Source organism: Segatella copri, from assembly GCF_002224675.1.
Lineage (GTDB): Bacteria > Bacteroidota > Bacteroidia > Bacteroidales > Bacteroidaceae > Prevotella > Prevotella copri_U.
In genome coordinates, this window is the sequence record NZ_NMPZ01000031.1 from 1 (window position 1) to 14,547 (window position 14,547).

Genomic DNA, 14,547 nt, shown 5'->3' on the forward strand with positions numbered 1-14,547 from the left:
CCCGTTTGCGGGGGACAGAAACCCTTTAGCCAAATGAAGCTCCACATTCTAACCAAGCCTTCCCTTCTCAGAAAGGAAGGATGTAACCGCCCTCCGGTGCTCGGAACCGCTATGCTTTAGGGTTGGCGGACCAATCAAAGGTCTCGCCAGGTTGTGCGGGATGGGACCGCCTTACTATAGCTTGCTGATTGGGACAGCCAGAATAGTTCATCATTGCAGGAATGGCTGAAGGAAATCGACTTCCATCTCTAGAAAATGCTCCTCATCTGAAAACAGATGGGGAGTTTTTTTATAAAATATATTAAATGGTCTCAACTGCCGGATATAGCTCCGCTTCCCCTGAGAAGATGACTATTCCCGAGTTATGAGGGTTGTGATATGTATCACAGCATTGAAAAACCAATAGACTCACTTCCACTAATCTTCAATACTATTATGTCTTTCTGCCTGCTGCATACGAAATGCAAAGCGAGCTGCTTGAAGCAAATCATATATCATATACCATTCTGCTTAGCTGAAAGCCATCTTATAAGTTCTTAAATCGTCTCGTTCTTCTGAATCTCTACGTAAGAGATACGGATTCACACTGCAAAAGTACGAAATTTATTGTAAATAAGCGAATTATACTTGTTAATTTTTTAATGTTGTTCTACAAAAATCAACATTTTTTTGAGATGATTTTGGACGAAATCTGATAAGTCTCTGATTAAAAGGAAATTTTCCGTTGTTCTGTATCTCTTAAGTAGAGATTCAGAAAAATGGTTCAAACTGGTTCATTTTATCCTGACCCTGTTTTTTCTCCTCTTTATATAAAAGGTGTAACACCGACATCATCGTGAAGACGGATAAAGCGGATTGCAAATCCGCCAAATAAAGACAAAAGAAAGGGTGTGCCATAAGTCCATGACACACCCTTTCTTTTGTTTCCATTGAATATTAAACCCTGTTTCCCTCTTTAGGGAAAACCACGGTAGGCTTGAAGGTCTTAGCCTCCTCAAAGTCCATCAGGGCATAGGCGATGATGATGACGGTATCACCTACCTGCACCTTGCGGGCTGCTGCACCGTTCAGGCAGATACAACCGCTGCCACGCTCACCCTTGATGATATAGGTCTCCAGGCGCTCGCCATTATTGTTATCCACAATCTGCACCTTCTCTCCTGCTATCAGGTTAGCTGCGTCCATCAGATCCTCATCTATCGTGATGCTACCCATGTAATTCAGGTTAGCCTCAGTTACAGTCACACAATGGAGCTTACTCTTCAATACTTCAATTTGCATAATACTTTTTTTTATCCTTTATACTTGATATGGTCGATGAGACGGATAGGAGTCTTGCCGCAATATACGGTGATGCAACCTACCACGTAGGCGCTATCCTCCCATGATGCCACATCCTGCAGGCTGTCGCCATCCACAATCTGGAAATACTCCACCTCCAGACCATCCACGGCATTGATGTCGCTCACCACCTTGTCGTGAGTTTCCTGCACAGTATGATTCTTGGCAAACTCTACGCTCGCCTTCAGAGCCTTGTAGATATTCGGTGCGATGGCACGCTCATCAGCAGAGAGCAATGTATTGCGGCTGCTCTTAGCCAAACCATCCTCATCACGGATGATAGGACACTCCACAATCTGCACATCACTGTTGAGGTACTTCACGAGCTGCTTGATGACAGCAATCTGCTGCCAATCCTTCTCACCGAAATAAGCACGGGTAGGATGAACGATAAAGAACAGACGACTAACTACCTGGCATACACCATTGAAGTGGCCCGGACGCTTGGCACCCTCCATCACGGTACTTACCGGAGGGAACTCGAAGTGGCGGGTATCCGGTGTAGGATACATCTCCTCTACAGAAGGAGCAAACACATAGTCAGCGCCACAAGCCTCGAGGAGCTTGCAGTCAGCATCGAGTGTACGTGGATAACGCTCCAGGTCACCCTTGTCATTAAACTGAGTAGGATTCAAGAAAACGGAAACTACCGTAACACCGTTTTCCTCAACACTGCGCTTTACCAGAGAGGCATGACCCTCATGAAGCGCACCCATAGTTGGCACAAGGCCGATTTCCTTTCCCTCCTTGCGACGATCGAAAAGTTCGTTCTGGAGGTCAACAATCTTATTGATTACTTTCATCTTCTTATCTGTTTTCGGGTGCAAAATAACAACTTTTTTCTCAAATAAGAAAGAAAAAACCTAAAAATATGCGAATTATTGCCGAAATTATTGAATTTCAGAAGAAAAATACGCTTTTTTGGAGTTTTTTTTGTACCTTTGCACCTAATTCGTAAGAATAATAATTAAATTTATGGCAAAGAAAGTATTATTTATCAATCAGGAGATCGACCCATACGTAGCCGAGACCCACATGTCTATCATGGGACGCGAATTACCTCAGAAAATGCAGGAAGCAGGTTTTGAGATTCGCACCTTTATGCCTAAATGGGGCACCATCAATGAGCGTCGCGGCCAGCTGCACGAGGTGATTCGCCTGTCTGGTATGAACCTTATCATCGATGATACAGACCATCCGCTGATCATTAAGGTTGCATCTATACCAACAACACGTCAACAAATCTATTTCATTGATAACGACGATTACTTCACCCGCCGCCAGATGGCAGCCGACGAGCAGGGTGTGGAATATAAAGATAATGGGGAGCGCGCCATCTTCTTCGCACGCGGCGTACTGGAAACCGTGAAGAAGCTTCGCTGGCAGCCAGACGTCATCGTATGTCAGGGCTGGGTAAGCGCTGTGGTTCCTTTCTATATCAAGACGGCATACGCTGAGGAGCCTTCCTTCGCCAACTCAAAGGTGATCATCTCACTCTATACCAACGAGCTGAAGGGCGAACTCGGCACACACTTCAAGCGCTGCGTGGAGTTCCGTGATGCCAAGTCGGAACTGCTCGCTGACTACAAGGAGGACTTCGACTTCATCGAGCTGGGCAAGATGGCCATCGACTACAGCGACGGCGTGATTGAAGGCGAAAGCCTGTCAGACAGAACTCTCTTGGATTATGCCAATGAGAAGAGCAAGCCAACCCTCGCTTATCCTGGCGATGACTTTGCGGATGCCTACAAGACATTCATCAACGAAGTATGCCCTGATGAGGAGTAAGCTTCAGAAATTAGACACATTTCAAGGATAATGAAGATTTTAAGACTATTTACAGCGTTATTTATAGCAGCGATGACTATTGCTGCATGTGATGACACCACCGACAACATCGGATCGTCGATCACCAACGACGTTGATAACATCTCTATCAAAGACCAGGTGTTCAACGTCACCTCACGCTCCATCGTTTCCGGCCCGGTTCTGAGCCGAAACAATACGGGTATGATCGGTATGGTGAAGGATCCTGAGACCGGTACCTACGTAGCTGGCGACTATATGACCCAGTTTGGCGTACTGTCATCATTCAGTCTGGACACTTTGGAGTACATCCGCAATGCACACGATGGCAAGATCGAGGCGGACTCATGCTATCTCCTGGTATCATACAGGACCACATACGGTGATACCCTCGCACCGATGAAGGCTACTGCCTATGAGATGAGCAAGCCGATGAGCGAGGATCAGGAGTATTACTCAGACTATGATGCCTTCAAGGACAACTGGGTGAGCGAGAACAACTATCAGTCGAGCGCCACCTATAACCTGAACAGCACGACGATGGCTTTCAAGATCTATCTGAACAAGCCATATAAGGCAAAGGATGGCAAGACCTACAAGAACTATGGTTCTTACTTGATGAACACCTTCGTGGATCACCCTGAGTACTTCAAGACCAACTGGGATTTCCTCAACAAGGTTTGTCCTGGTTTCTATGTCAAGCATGCCGGTGGTATCGGAAACGTAGCCAATATCTGGAATACCGAATTGCAGTTCTACTACAAGATCCAGAAGACGGTGAAGAACTCTGCGGGCAACGACAGTATCGTAACAGGTCTCGCCTTCAACCGCTTTGACGGTACAGAAGAGGTGTTGCAGCTCAACAAGATTACCAACGACAGCAAGACTTTGGCTAATCTGGCAAAGGATGAGAGCTGCACCTACCTGAAGTCTCCAGCCGGCATCTTCACAGAAGTAACGCTGCCAGTAGAGGATATCATGAAGGGTCATGAGAAGGATACGCTGAATACAGCTACCATCTCTTTCCCTAGAATGAACAATGTAGATAACAACAACGACTATCAGTTCAGTGTTCCTTCTACTATCCTGATGGTGCAGAAAGACAGTCTGGATGCCTTCTTCGAGAAGAACAAGCTGACAGACAACCGCACTTCCTATACGGCTTCTTACAACAAGAACTCTACAGGCGTGAAGAATGCCTATACCTTCTATAACATCAGTAACCTGGTTACTGCGATGTACAGGAACAAGGGCAAGAGTGAAAACTGGAACAAGGTGGTACTGGTACCTGTGACCTTGACTACAAGTACACAGAACAATGCTACCGTGATTACCAAGATTAATCACGACATGCAGCTCACCTCTACCCGACTGATCAAGGCGACGGATGATCCTGACAAGGATTACACCACCAAGGACGGCAAGCGGGTGGCTACAGGTCCTGTTCAGATCAAGGTGATCTACAGTAAGTTCAAGGAATAAATTCATGGCAGATAATTTCCTTGAACGCCACCGCGAAGATTACGAGCAGCGCAAGGCTGCCTGGCTGAGACGCAAGAAGCATCTTCCAAAAATCAAGAAGCCTGCCATTCAGCGTCCTGATGATGAAGCTTTATAAAAGATTCTATATGAAAAAATCCCAGCTGGAAGTTCTTTTCCAGCTGGGATTTTTTCATATCCTCAGTTTTATCTTCTTTCTATTATCTATGAGAGAATAGTGAACTTGGCAAACTTCAGAAGCAACTGCTTGGTTCCTGCATTCTGGAACTCTACAGTTGCCTTCGTGTTCTCTCCGGTACCTTCTATCTTCAATACCGTTCCTATTCCAAAACGCTGATGCTCGATTCTACAGCCCTCGCAGAGAGAACCTGCAGCTGAGGAAGCTTTAGAAGCAGAAGAACCAGCTGATGCAACGGATGAAGAACTAGCGGTATCACCCATGATTCTATGTACTGCATTCACAGCTCTTACAGATTTAAATCCTGGTTTAGGATCAGCCATGAACTGCGAAGCTACAGGCTTAGAGTTCTGATAATCACGTCTATAGCCAGACCGGTCCCTATCCCATGGCATTCTTCCACCATAGCCACCTTCAGAACCATAGCCACCATACGAACTTCTTCCCCCACCGAATGAAGATTCAGGAGTCTCTTCGCCTCCCTCTATCAGACTGGCATCAATCTCATCGATGAAGCGGCTCGGATTATCAAATTCCATTTTGCCATATCGGAAACGGTTCTTGGCATTGGTCAGGATGCAATGCTTCTCGGCACGGGTAATCGCCACATAGAGCAGGCGGCGCTCCTCTTCCAGTTCCCTGACAGAAACTGCAGCAAGCGGACTCGGGAAGATATTCTCCTCCAAACCTACTACGAAAACAGTAGCAAACTCCAAACCCTTTGCCGCATGAATCGTCATGAGCGAAACTCTCGGTTCATCCTTCTCTCCCTCACTATCCGCATCCGTCAGCAGCGCCACATCCTGCAGATAATCGGTAAGAAAGGCTTCATCCATTCGTCCCTCCTCCTGGCGTCCAGCCACGAAGGTCTGCATACCACTCAGAAACTCCTCCAGGTTTTCCTGGCGAGCCAGGTCATCGGCATTCTTGCCCGACATGATATCCTCGCTGATTCTACTCTCCCTGATGATGGCATCACCCAGTTCATAGACATCCAGGGTATGCGAACGGTCAATGAACGAAGAGATGAGCAGGCGGAATTTCTCGAGCTTCGTCTGCGTACCCTTGTTGACATTCAGTCCGTAATGTTCCACATTACCTATCACCTCCCAGAAACTCACCCGGTTCTGATGGGCACAATCGGCAATCTTCATCACGGTAGCAGCACCGATGCCACGAGCCGGATAATTGATGATACGCTTGAAAGCCTCCTCATCGTCAGGGTTGGCAACGAGACGGAAATAGGCGATGATATCCTTGATTTCCTTACGCTGATAGAAACTCAAGCCACCATAAATACGATATGGGATACCCTGCTTTCTGAATTCCTCCTCGAAGCTGCGGCTCTGGGCATTGGTACGATAGAGAATGGCAAATTGATCGTATCCACAATCATCCTGCCGCTTGATGCGCTGGATATTCTTCGCCACAATCAGCGCCTCCTCCTTGTCGCTGTAGGCAGGCTTATACAGAATCTTCTCTCCTTTATCATTTTTGCTAAACACCTCTTTCTGAATCTGATTGCGGTTATGATGAATCAGACTGTTGGCTGCCTCCACGATAGTTTGAGTAGATCGGTAGTTCTGTTCCAGTTTAAAGAGTTGGGTTCCAGGCAATTGCTTCTGATAATTCAATATATTGTCGATGTTGGCGCCACGGAAGCTATAGATACTCTGCGAATCATCACCCACGGCGCAGACACGCAGTTTTTCCTTACAGAGCTGCATCACAATAGACATCTGTACATGGTTGGTATCCTGATACTCATCCACCAGGATATAATCGAACCTGCCGGCATACTTCTGTCTGATATCCTCGTGATCTCTGAAAAGCTGGAAAGTAAGCATCAGGAGATCATCAAAGTCCATCGCATTCGCCTGACGGCAACGCTGCACGTATGCCACATAAATCTTTCCGATGGCAGGCATCCTGGCACGCTTGTTCTGCTCCAGGATGGCAGGGTCGCTATCGTAGGCTTCGGCAGTTACCAGGTTGTTCTTCGCCATCGAAATCCGGGCATGAACGGCAACAGGCTTATAGGCCTTGTCATCCAGTCCCATCTCCTTGATGATAGCCTTCAGCAGTGAGCGTGAGTCACTTTCATCATAGATGGTAAAGTTATTATTGAAACCGATATGCTCAGCTTCGGCACGGAGAATACGGGAGAAGATGCTATGGAAGGTACCCATATAGAGATGCTGGGCGAGGTCATCGCCCACCAGTTTTCCGATACGTTCCTTCATCTCCCTAGCCGCCTTATTGGTAAAGGTAAGTGCCATGATGCTCCAAGGCTTCATACCCTGGCTCAGGAGATAAGCAATCTTATAGGTAAGCACACGCGTTTTGCCCGAACCTGCACCGGCAATCACCAGCGAAGGTCCGTCAATATACTCTACCGCAGCACGCTGCGCATCATTCAAGTCGTTCAATAAATCCATGAATCAATATTTGCAGGAAAAACTATAAACTATCAACTGTTAACAAACCATCACTTCCCCCTATATCCTCCTACAGCCGTGCTTGGGTCGTAGTCTTCACCCTCACGAGGGAACGAAGGGATGAATTTCATCTGATGTTCAATCTGTCGCTGGCGCTTCTTCATATAAGCACTCGGATACAGGGAGCTGAACTTTCTAGGATTAGGCAGCGTAGCAGCTATCAGGGCACACTCGCCACGGAAGAGGTCCTGTGCTTTCTTGTTGAAATGATACTCAGCCACGGCATCTACACCATAGATACCCGGTCCCATCTCGATACTGTTGAGATAGACCTCCATGATGCGCTGCTTGCTCCACATCATTTCGATGAGAAAGGTGAAATACACCTCAAATCCCTTGCGGGTCCAGGAACGGCCCGGCCAGAGGAATACGTTCTTGGCGGTCTGCTGACTGATGGTACTGGCACCATGCACCTTACCGCCTCGTGCATTGTTCTTGGCAGCACTCTCGATGGCATTGAAGTCGAAACCATGATGCTTGAGGAATCGGGCATCCTCGCTCGCCATCACCGCCACAGGCATGTGAGGGGATATCTTATCCATCGAAACCCAGTGATGATGCAAGGTAATACTTTCACCATCAGCCACTTGCTGAAAACAGCGGATAATCATCAACGGAGTAACATATACCGGAATAAAACGGTAGGCTACTACAGCAAGAATGGTGGTACTGAAAAACAGCACCACCACCCATCTTACGATATTTCTAATCTTTTTTAGAACCATCTATCTTCTTTTTCCCTTATCGGGAACCTCATTCGTTTTTACTTCAATGTACCATTGTTAGCAGCATTCACCATTGCCTGGCTAGCATACATGTAAACCTCTACACGACGGTTCTGAGCGCAGGCTGCTGTAGTATTGACCACAGGATTAGCTGAGCCCAAACCCTCTACGCTCTTGATCTGGCTGCTGGTAACACCGCATGACTTCAAGTAGGTAGAAACGGCATTGGCACGATTCTGGCTCAAAGGCAAGTTGATGCCATCATTACCTGTAGCATCGGTGTAACCCTGGATAGCTACCTCGCAGTCGGCATTGTTCTTCAAAACCTGGGCAAACTGGGCCAAGTCGTTCTTAGCGCTTGCATTGAGCGCATATTTGTTGGTCTGGAAGAGGATACCAGAATCGAAGGTTACCTTGACAGCTGTCAAACCATTGGCATCTGTAACGGTAGAAACCTGCGCATTCTTCACAGCCTCTGCCTGAGCCTTAACCTTATCCATGTGCTTTCCAATCAAGTTACCCGCTGTACCACCAACAGCAGCACCGATAGCAGCACCTACCAATGCACCAGTACCACGATGGCTGTTATTGAGCAAACCACCAACCAAGGCACCAAGAGCACCACCAGCACCTGCACCAGCAGCAGTACCAGTCTTCTGACTAGTTCCACAACTTCCCAAAACGAGCAGCATTGAGAGCGCTGCAGCAGTAAATTTCATCTTTTTCATACTATAATTCTCCTATATTTATGTTATTTAAATGCAAAGATACGTCTTTTTTCTCCAATATGGAGGGTTTTCTAATATTTTTTTGTAATTTTGCATGCAAATTTAAGGGTATTTGTCCAAATGGCGAAAGGAAATCGCCTATTTCGGGGCGGAAATTCCCTATTGACCGTGTTTTCACGCTCAAGATACATCGTGTTTTCACGCTCAAAATATCAAGCAGAATTTAAAAACAAAATATATAATTAGTAATATGGCTAAAGAACTTAAGAATTTAACCAAGCGCGCTGACAACTACAGTCAGTGGTACAATGATTTGGTAGTAAAGGCTGACCTCGCAGAGTTGTCACCAGTTCGTGGTTGTATGATCATCAAACCATACGGCTACGCAATCTGGGAGAAGATGCAGCAGCAGCTCGACAAGATGTTTAAGCAGACAGGTGTACAGAACGCATACTTCCCTCTCCTCATCCCGAAGAGCTTCTTCTCTCGTGAGGCAGAGCACGTGGCAGGTTTCGCCAAGGAGTGTGCTGTGGTTACTCACTATCGTCTTCGTTCTACAGAAGATGGTACAGAGGTTGAGGTGGATCCTAATGCCAAGCTCGATGAGGAGCTGATCATCCGCCCTACTTCAGAGACCATCATCTGGAATACCTATAAGAACTGGATTCATTCATGGCGTGACCTCCCTATCCTCTGCAACCAGTGGTGTAACGTGATGCGTTGGGAGATGCGTACCCGTCCGTTCCTCCGTACTTCTGAGTTCCTCTGGCAGGAGGGTCATACTGCTCATGCTACCAAGGAAGAGGCAGAAGCAAAGGCTCAGGAGATGCTGAAGGTATATGCTGAATTCGCTGAGAAGTATATGGGTGTGCCTGTATTGCAGGGTGTGAAGAGTGAGACAGAGCGCTTCGCCGGTGCTCTCAACACTTATACCATCGAGGCTATGATGCAGGATGGCAAGGCGCTGCAGAGCGGTACTTCTCACTTCCTGGGTCAGAACTTCGCCAAGAGCTTCGACGTTACCTATCTGAATAAGGAGAACAAGCCTGAGTATGTATGGGCTACTTCATGGGGTGTTTCTACCCGACTGATGGGTGCCCTCATCATGGTTCACAGCGATGACAACGGTCTCGTATTGCCTCCAAAGCTGGCTCCTATCCAGGTGGTAATCATTCCTATCAACAAGGGCGACGAGCAGTTGGCTCAGATTACTGCCAAGCTGCAGCCTGTCATCGACCAGCTCCGCGAGTTGGGCATCAGCGTGAAGTATGATGACAACACAGCTAAGCGTCCTGGCTTCAAGTTTGCTGACTACGAGTTGAAGGGTGTACCTGTTCGTCTGGCTATGGGTGGCCGTGACTTGGAGAACAACACCATCGAGATCATGCGTCGTGATACCTTGGAGAAGGAGAACGTAAGCTTCGACGGCATCGTAGAGCGCGTGAAGGATATGTTGGAAGACATCCAGAAGAACATCTTCGAGAAGGCTCGTGCTTACCGTGATGCTCACGTATATGAGTGCGACAACTACGAGGAGTTCAAGGAGCGTGTAAAGAATGGCGGTTTCTTCCTCTGCCACTGGGACGGTACAGCCGAGACCGAGGCAAAGATCAAGGAGGAGACTCAGGCTACCATCCGATGCGTGCCATTCGCTTACGAGCAGACTCCAGGTGTTGATATGGTGAGCGGCAAGCCTGCCGTAGCTCGCGTTATTATCGCAAGAAGTTATTAATTATTTAAAAAACGGTGTCGGGAGATTCCCGGCACCATCAAATATCAAATATGAAGCAGTTGATACTCTACATCATTTTTCTGATGTCCATGGTCTTCTCAGGCTATGGAGAGGTATCTGCTGCTTCTGTTTCTTTATCCCATCAGGATTCTTTAACTGTAGAAGCTGCTGATGCTGCGCACAAGAAGGATGGATCGTATGCGGCAGAAGCCGGTCATACGACGAAGGATAGACTTGCCAAGGTTACACCCCACCAGCAAGAGCAGGATGCCCAGCTGGAAGATGCATCCAATGCCGCCTATCGGGTATGCAGCAGTCGTCCACAGCGTTTGTTGCCAAGTGGCAACATACATGGCAACCCATCTGCAAGCAGTAGATTGCTAATCCATAGAATCCGATTTTTATCATCCCTTTTATCAGTCATAGAAGGTGCGAAGGAGCCTTTCCGCCAGGAAACTGCCCCTATCCACTTTGATGTCGCCAGCAAGTATTATGTCATTTGCCTGCGGCATCTCATCTGTTAGTTCTTCTTTTTATATATAACCTGTAAAGCTTTTGCATGTGGTTCAAGAACGGGCTGAAGGCCCAAAAGCTCTTAGCCCAGGGCATCGCCCTGGGTATAATGGCAGCCAACAAGGCGCCCTGTAAGGGCAAAAGCCTTATAAATTGCTTGAGACTTGAAAGCTTTTGCCCTTACAGGGCGACAGGTTGGCGGGCATAAAAAACCCAGGGTGTTGCCCTGGGCTAGGAGCTTCTGCCCTTTCAGGGCGTATGGAGCCATACTAGCGAAAAGTCGGCATATAATAAAGTCGACATATAATAAAGCCGGCATATAATCATATAATAAAGTCGGCATATAATAAAGTGGCATATAATAAAGCCAGTATATAATAAGGTGTATGCATGACATACGATTATTTACAAAAAACAGATTTATATATATATTTAAAGAAGAAATAAGATTATGGCTAAGATTAATCATTTAGATATGGGTGCGGAAGTATTGGCACTCGACGACGTACAGGTAAAGAAGGGTTTCATGGGTTTGACCATCAAGTTGATCTACAAACCAACCAATAGTGCAATCAAGATCAAGGAGAAGGAATACTCTACAGAGGATGGCAAGAAACTCATCAACATCCTGAGCTCTGCCCCTAGCGAGGTAGAATCTTCTATCCAGAAGTTTCCGGTATCAGCTATCAGCATGGGTAATATGAAGCTGCAGGCTTGTCTCTCTGACGATCATCAGTTTGTAGCCACCCAGCTCCTTGCCTTCAAGGATTTCGGCTACCAGCCAGTTACAGAGATGGTAACCTATACAGGCAAGACAGCCGAGGCATTCGCCCAGCTGTTCTAATATCCAACTGGTATCATATAAATTAAAAGGGTGCGTCACGGATTGATGACGCACCCTTTTTCATATACGGATTCTTTCTTATTGCATACAACAAGAGAAGTGGTTAGAAACCCCACTTTTCCTTGACCGTATTCGGATCACAAGAAGCATTTTCTACACTTCTCTCAATATCATCCGGAAGATTGCAGAAGAAATCGAGTCCTGTGAGTTCCTCCAGCCTCTTGATATTGACCACATGACCCTTTACCGTTTCAGACGAACCATAAGCGTTGTGACGGAACCAGAAACCGATAGCCTGATAACCTTTGGCATTCTTCAGAAGAACCGCACAGAAGAAATACTTCGGAACGATATAACCATTCTTCGTATAATTCAGAATCTGACCAGAAGAATCGATGGTGCCACCTTTGCACACATAAAGCGTATCATTGGCATGAGATGCCTGGGTACTCATATCGTAGGTAAGGAAATTACGGACCAGCTTCTCCATATCTTCCCAGATACCGGCATTGAAATTATGCATCTGCGGATACATATTGGTCATATAGAAGGTCTGTCCATTGGCATCCTGGCTGTAAACTCTATCCTCAGAAGCCACGATGTGACCACGATCATATCCACTTCCGCTAAACTCCTTGCTAACCGGTGGTTGGCAATCGGCATCTACCTCCGGGTCTTTCTGGAACGGATCCCCACTCCATTTCTTGCCCATCCAAGTAGCACCTTCCCACCGCTTTCTGATCCATTTTTTCTTATTATTAGACTGGCAGATCTGATAGCAGCACCATCTTGGCGACTTCTTATCCAAATCGTAGTAAGTGGAATAGGTTACGCCAAAGTCAGCCGTTCTGCGAACGAGCACTACATTTCTAGAAGTTCCATTCGCCACAATCTTAGGGAATTCCAACCCTGTAGCTTCTGCAGGAACAGAAGCAGAAACTACATTCTTATTCGCATTCGAATCTTTCAGAGAGCCCTGGTCATCACCGTCGCTACTGCACGCAGAGAAAGCCAAGAGGAAACTCAAGGAAAGAAGATAAATCCATTTTGTCTTCATAACTACAATTGAAAAGCGAGAACATTACCTATCCAGCAACGTTCTCGCTTAACCTTATTTATTTATTAAACTTACGTATCAGATTACTTTCCCTTAGAGAAGAGGAATGCACCACCTACCTGAGGAGCGTCCTTGTAAGATGTATGATAACCGATGATGGTAATCTTATCACCAAAGTTCAAGCCAAGTTCACCAGCCTTCTTGCTTTCACCATCCCAGCCTGCAGTCAAGCCATAGACGTAAGCAGAACCAGTTGCATCTGTCAAACCGAAGTTACCGTATGTCTTCAAATCATTTCTCTGACCGGCAAACTCTGTGATGGTACCTTCCAACATATAATATACGTTTTTGTCATCTTTCTTAGTCAGGAAGTCAGCTACAGAAATCTTGGTTACTACCTTCACAGCCTCCAAAGTAGCATTCTTCATCTGACCTGTACCATTATAGATGTCCTTCACACCAGTAAGTGTTACAACATCGCCAACCTTCAAGCCCTTCTTCTCGAAGTCACCCTTAGCACCGATACCGTAAACGTATGTTTCGCCAGTAGCATCCTTGATGTAGCAATTACCAAATTTAGCATTAGCAACCTTGGTAATGACACCAGTCAGACGATAAACGGTAGAACCCTTCTCAGCCTTGTTGAAGTCAGCGATAGGGCACTCGATGATAGAACCCAGCTGATAAACTGCAGCAGTAACAGTAGAGCTCTGCTTGCCCTTGGTAGAAGTGAAACCGATGCTAGAAGAACGAGCACCACCGGCATTGGCATTGGCATGGAATGTAATCTCAGCCTTTGTACCACTGGTAACGATACCCTTAACAGACAACCAGCTCTGGTCAGCCTCAGGGATATCAACAGTTACGCCTTCACCCTTTACGGTCAAGGAAACCTTGAAGTCCTCACCAGCCTTATCCAATGTATCCTTGTCGAGTTCTTCAACCTTGATCAAAGACTTAGTATAGCTCAAAACGGTTACATTTTTCAACTGAGGTGAACCTCCATAAGTGGTTCTAGGACCCTGGATGGTAACCTCATCACCTTCCTCCAGCTTCAAGCTAGCGAAATTCTGCGCACTACCATTGGCATCCAGTGTACCATAAACATATACTTCACCGGTAGCATCCTTGATATACCAGTTACCATATACGGTATTGGAAAGCTTGGTGAGCGTACCCTTCACCTTATAAGTCTCACCATCATTACCTGCCAGGATTTCAGCACAGGTAGAGAATGGAGGATTCAATACACCCTGAATCACGGTGATGTACTGAGTCTGAGCACCACTTACCAACTTGAAGGTACTATTGTTAGCACCCTTTGTAGCAGCAGCATTGAAGACAACATGAGTTGTACCTGCACTACCACCCTTGCAAGAAGAAGAAATCCAGGCAGGAATAGAATCCACAGGATTGCCCTTCTTGTCGTTGGTAACAAACTTCCAGTCAGCAGCAGAAGTAACATCAAATTCAACCTGTCCACCCTCTACCGGAATAGAGAGAGAAGACTGAGAAAGCTGAATGCCATCAAGCTGACCTAAGTCCTTATCATCGCTACAACTTGCAAAGAAGCCTGCTACGGCGATCAATGCGATGAATAAATATTTAAATTTCATAATTTCGAT

Annotated in this window: 13 protein-coding genes; 6 read left to right on the plus strand and 7 right to left on the minus strand. The window is 46.5% G+C overall.

Annotated features, from left to right (window positions below; all coding sequences use genetic code 11):
- Nucleotides 1-936: 936 nt before the first annotated feature.
- Both panD and panC read right to left on the minus strand, forming a co-directional pair.
- Nucleotides 937-1,281, minus strand: coding sequence for an aspartate 1-decarboxylase (gene panD / locus CFT61_RS14330; protein WP_089545082.1), 345 nt, complete (start codon nucleotides 1,279-1,281; stop codon nucleotides 937-939).
- Nucleotides 1,282-1,292: 11 nt separating this feature from the next.
- Nucleotides 1,293-2,144, minus strand: coding sequence for a pantoate--beta-alanine ligase (gene panC, locus CFT61_RS14335; protein ID WP_089545083.1), 852 nt, complete (start codon nucleotides 2,142-2,144; stop codon nucleotides 1,293-1,295).
- 172 nt (nucleotides 2,145-2,316) lie between these two features.
- On the opposite strand from panC, the gene CFT61_RS14340 reads away from it, so the two are divergent.
- Genes CFT61_RS14340 through CFT61_RS14350 form a run of 3 tightly spaced genes read left to right on the plus strand, consistent with a single transcriptional unit; the run spans nucleotide 2,317 to nucleotide 4,765 of the window.
- The gene (locus CFT61_RS14340) at nucleotides 2,317-3,129 is read left to right on the plus strand and encodes a glycogen/starch synthase (RefSeq protein WP_089545084.1); all 813 of its coding nucleotides are present in this window, start codon (nucleotides 2,317-2,319) and stop codon (nucleotides 3,127-3,129) included.
- Between the two features lie 30 nt (nucleotides 3,130-3,159).
- Nucleotides 3,160-4,629: a DUF4270 domain-containing protein gene (locus CFT61_RS14345; protein WP_254918993.1), complete on the plus strand. Its 1,470-nt coding sequence runs from the start codon at nucleotides 3,160-3,162 to the stop codon at nucleotides 4,627-4,629.
- Nucleotides 4,630-4,633: 4 nt separating this feature from the next.
- Entirely contained in the window at nucleotides 4,634-4,765 is a 132-nt protein-coding gene (locus tag CFT61_RS14350) for a dehydrogenase (RefSeq protein ID WP_089545086.1), read from the plus strand.
- Nucleotides 4,766-4,851: 86 nt separating this feature from the next.
- On the opposite strand, the gene CFT61_RS14355 is transcribed toward CFT61_RS14350, so the two are convergent.
- Genes CFT61_RS14355 through CFT61_RS14365 form a run of 3 tightly spaced genes read right to left on the minus strand, consistent with a single transcriptional unit; the run spans nucleotide 4,852 to nucleotide 8,776 of the window.
- On the minus strand, nucleotides 4,852-7,263 hold the full coding sequence (locus tag CFT61_RS14355; RefSeq protein WP_089545087.1) for an ATP-dependent helicase: 2,412 nt from the start codon (nucleotides 7,261-7,263) through the stop codon (nucleotides 4,852-4,854).
- A gap of 50 nt (nucleotides 7,264-7,313) precedes the next feature.
- Nucleotides 7,314-8,048 (minus strand): monofunctional biosynthetic peptidoglycan transglycosylase, encoded by a 735-nt coding sequence (mtgA, locus tag CFT61_RS14360; protein WP_089545088.1) that lies wholly within the window; start codon nucleotides 8,046-8,048, stop codon nucleotides 7,314-7,316.
- A gap of 38 nt (nucleotides 8,049-8,086) precedes the next feature.
- Nucleotides 8,087-8,776, minus strand: a complete 690-nt coding sequence (locus CFT61_RS14365) for an OmpA family protein (RefSeq protein ID WP_089545089.1) — start codon at nucleotides 8,774-8,776, stop codon at nucleotides 8,087-8,089.
- Nucleotides 8,777-9,026: 250 nt separating this feature from the next.
- On the opposite strand from CFT61_RS14365, the gene proS reads away from it, so the two are divergent.
- The 3 genes from proS to CFT61_RS14380 all read left to right on the plus strand — a co-directional run bounded on the left by proS (nucleotide 9,027) and on the right by CFT61_RS14380 (nucleotide 11,865).
- Entirely contained in the window at nucleotides 9,027-10,508 is a 1,482-nt protein-coding gene (gene proS / locus CFT61_RS14370) for a proline--tRNA ligase (protein ID WP_089545090.1), read from the plus strand.
- Between the two features lie 50 nt (nucleotides 10,509-10,558).
- On the plus strand, nucleotides 10,559-11,032 hold the full coding sequence (locus tag CFT61_RS14375) for a hypothetical protein (RefSeq protein ID WP_089545091.1): 474 nt from the start codon (nucleotides 10,559-10,561) through the stop codon (nucleotides 11,030-11,032).
- Between the two features lie 440 nt (nucleotides 11,033-11,472).
- Nucleotides 11,473-11,865 carry a hypothetical protein gene (locus tag CFT61_RS14380; RefSeq protein WP_142990649.1) on the plus strand — a complete coding sequence of 131 codons (393 nt, stop codon included), beginning with the start codon at nucleotides 11,473-11,475 and terminating at the stop codon, nucleotides 11,863-11,865.
- A gap of 103 nt (nucleotides 11,866-11,968) precedes the next feature.
- Here CFT61_RS14380 and CFT61_RS14385 read toward each other — a convergent pair whose 3' ends face one another.
- Together CFT61_RS14385 and CFT61_RS14390 are read right to left on the minus strand one after the other, a co-directional pair.
- A complete protein-coding gene (locus CFT61_RS14385; RefSeq protein ID WP_089545093.1) occupies nucleotides 11,969-12,922 on the minus strand; it encodes a DNA/RNA non-specific endonuclease in 954 nt (317 codons plus the stop codon).
- An 83-nt stretch (nucleotides 12,923-13,005) separates the two neighbouring features.
- On the minus strand, nucleotides 13,006-14,538 hold the full coding sequence (locus tag CFT61_RS14390; RefSeq protein WP_089545094.1) for a BACON domain-containing protein: 1,533 nt from the start codon (nucleotides 14,536-14,538) through the stop codon (nucleotides 13,006-13,008).
- Between the last annotated feature and the right edge of the window lie 9 nt (nucleotides 14,539-14,547).

Excerpts from the sequence above, each read along its gene's own strand:
- panD (WP_089545082.1), bottom strand. The coding sequence starts at position 1,281 with ATGCAAATTGAAGTATTGAAGAGTAAGCTCCATTGTGTGACTGTAACT.
- panC (WP_089545083.1), bottom strand. The coding sequence starts at position 2,144 with ATGAAAGTAATCAATAAGATTGTTGACCTCCAGAACGAACTTTTCGAT.
- CFT61_RS14340 (WP_089545084.1), top strand. The coding sequence starts at position 2,317 with ATGGCAAAGAAAGTATTATTTATCAATCAGGAGATCGACCCATACGTA.
- CFT61_RS14345 (WP_254918993.1), top strand. The coding sequence starts at position 3,160 with ATGAAGATTTTAAGACTATTTACAGCGTTATTTATAGCAGCGATGACT.
- CFT61_RS14350 (WP_089545086.1), top strand. The coding sequence starts at position 4,634 with ATGGCAGATAATTTCCTTGAACGCCACCGCGAAGATTACGAGCAGCGC.
- CFT61_RS14355 (WP_089545087.1), bottom strand. The coding sequence starts at position 7,263 with ATGGATTTATTGAACGACTTGAATGATGCGCAGCGTGCTGCGGTAGAG.
- mtgA (WP_089545088.1), bottom strand. The coding sequence starts at position 8,048 with ATGGTTCTAAAAAAGATTAGAAATATCGTAAGATGGGTGGTGGTGCTG.
- CFT61_RS14365 (WP_089545089.1), bottom strand. The coding sequence starts at position 8,776 with ATGAAAAAGATGAAATTTACTGCTGCAGCGCTCTCAATGCTGCTCGTT.
- proS (WP_089545090.1), top strand. The coding sequence starts at position 9,027 with ATGGCTAAAGAACTTAAGAATTTAACCAAGCGCGCTGACAACTACAGT.
- CFT61_RS14375 (WP_089545091.1), top strand. The coding sequence starts at position 10,559 with ATGAAGCAGTTGATACTCTACATCATTTTTCTGATGTCCATGGTCTTC.
- CFT61_RS14380 (WP_142990649.1), top strand. The coding sequence starts at position 11,473 with ATGGCTAAGATTAATCATTTAGATATGGGTGCGGAAGTATTGGCACTC.
- CFT61_RS14385 (WP_089545093.1), bottom strand. The coding sequence starts at position 12,922 with ATGAAGACAAAATGGATTTATCTTCTTTCCTTGAGTTTCCTCTTGGCT.
- CFT61_RS14390 (WP_089545094.1), bottom strand. The coding sequence starts at position 14,538 with ATGAAATTTAAATATTTATTCATCGCATTGATCGCCGTAGCAGGCTTC.